The sequence below is a fragment of the Rhizobium sp. 01T437 genome, assembly GCF_056398505.1.
Genome location: NZ_JBFTPM010000089.1, coordinates 1 through 362, shown reverse-complemented (window position 1 = coordinate 362; position 362 = coordinate 1). Strand labels below are relative to the sequence as shown.

Genomic DNA, 362 nt, shown 5'->3' with positions numbered 1-362 from the left:
GCCGTCCAGGCGCTACGCCAGTCGACCAATACGCTGAGCGATGTCTTCAGCTACACGATGCGCGACACTGCCGGCGCCACCGCCACGGCAAACCTGACCATCACCATCCATGGTGCCAATGACGCACCGGTGCTGGCCGTCCAGACGRCCACTCAGAACGCCACCGTCGGCTCCGCCTTCTCCTTCGTGCTGCCGACCACGACCTTCACCGATGTCGACAGCACCGARACGCTGACCTACACGGCAACTGCTGCCGACGGGACAGCGCTTCCCGCCTGGCTGGCCTTCAACGCCACGACACGGACATTCTCCGGCACGCCGACGACAGGCGGGACCTATGGCGTCAAGGTGACGGCGACCGA

1 protein-coding gene is annotated in these 362 nt (G+C 65.6%); it reads left to right on the top strand.

From position 1 onward, the window contains the following. Window positions 1–362, top strand: a 362-nt coding sequence (locus AC1DM5_RS36625; protein ID WP_477976982.1) for a putative Ig domain-containing protein, incomplete at both ends; no start/stop codon positions are given.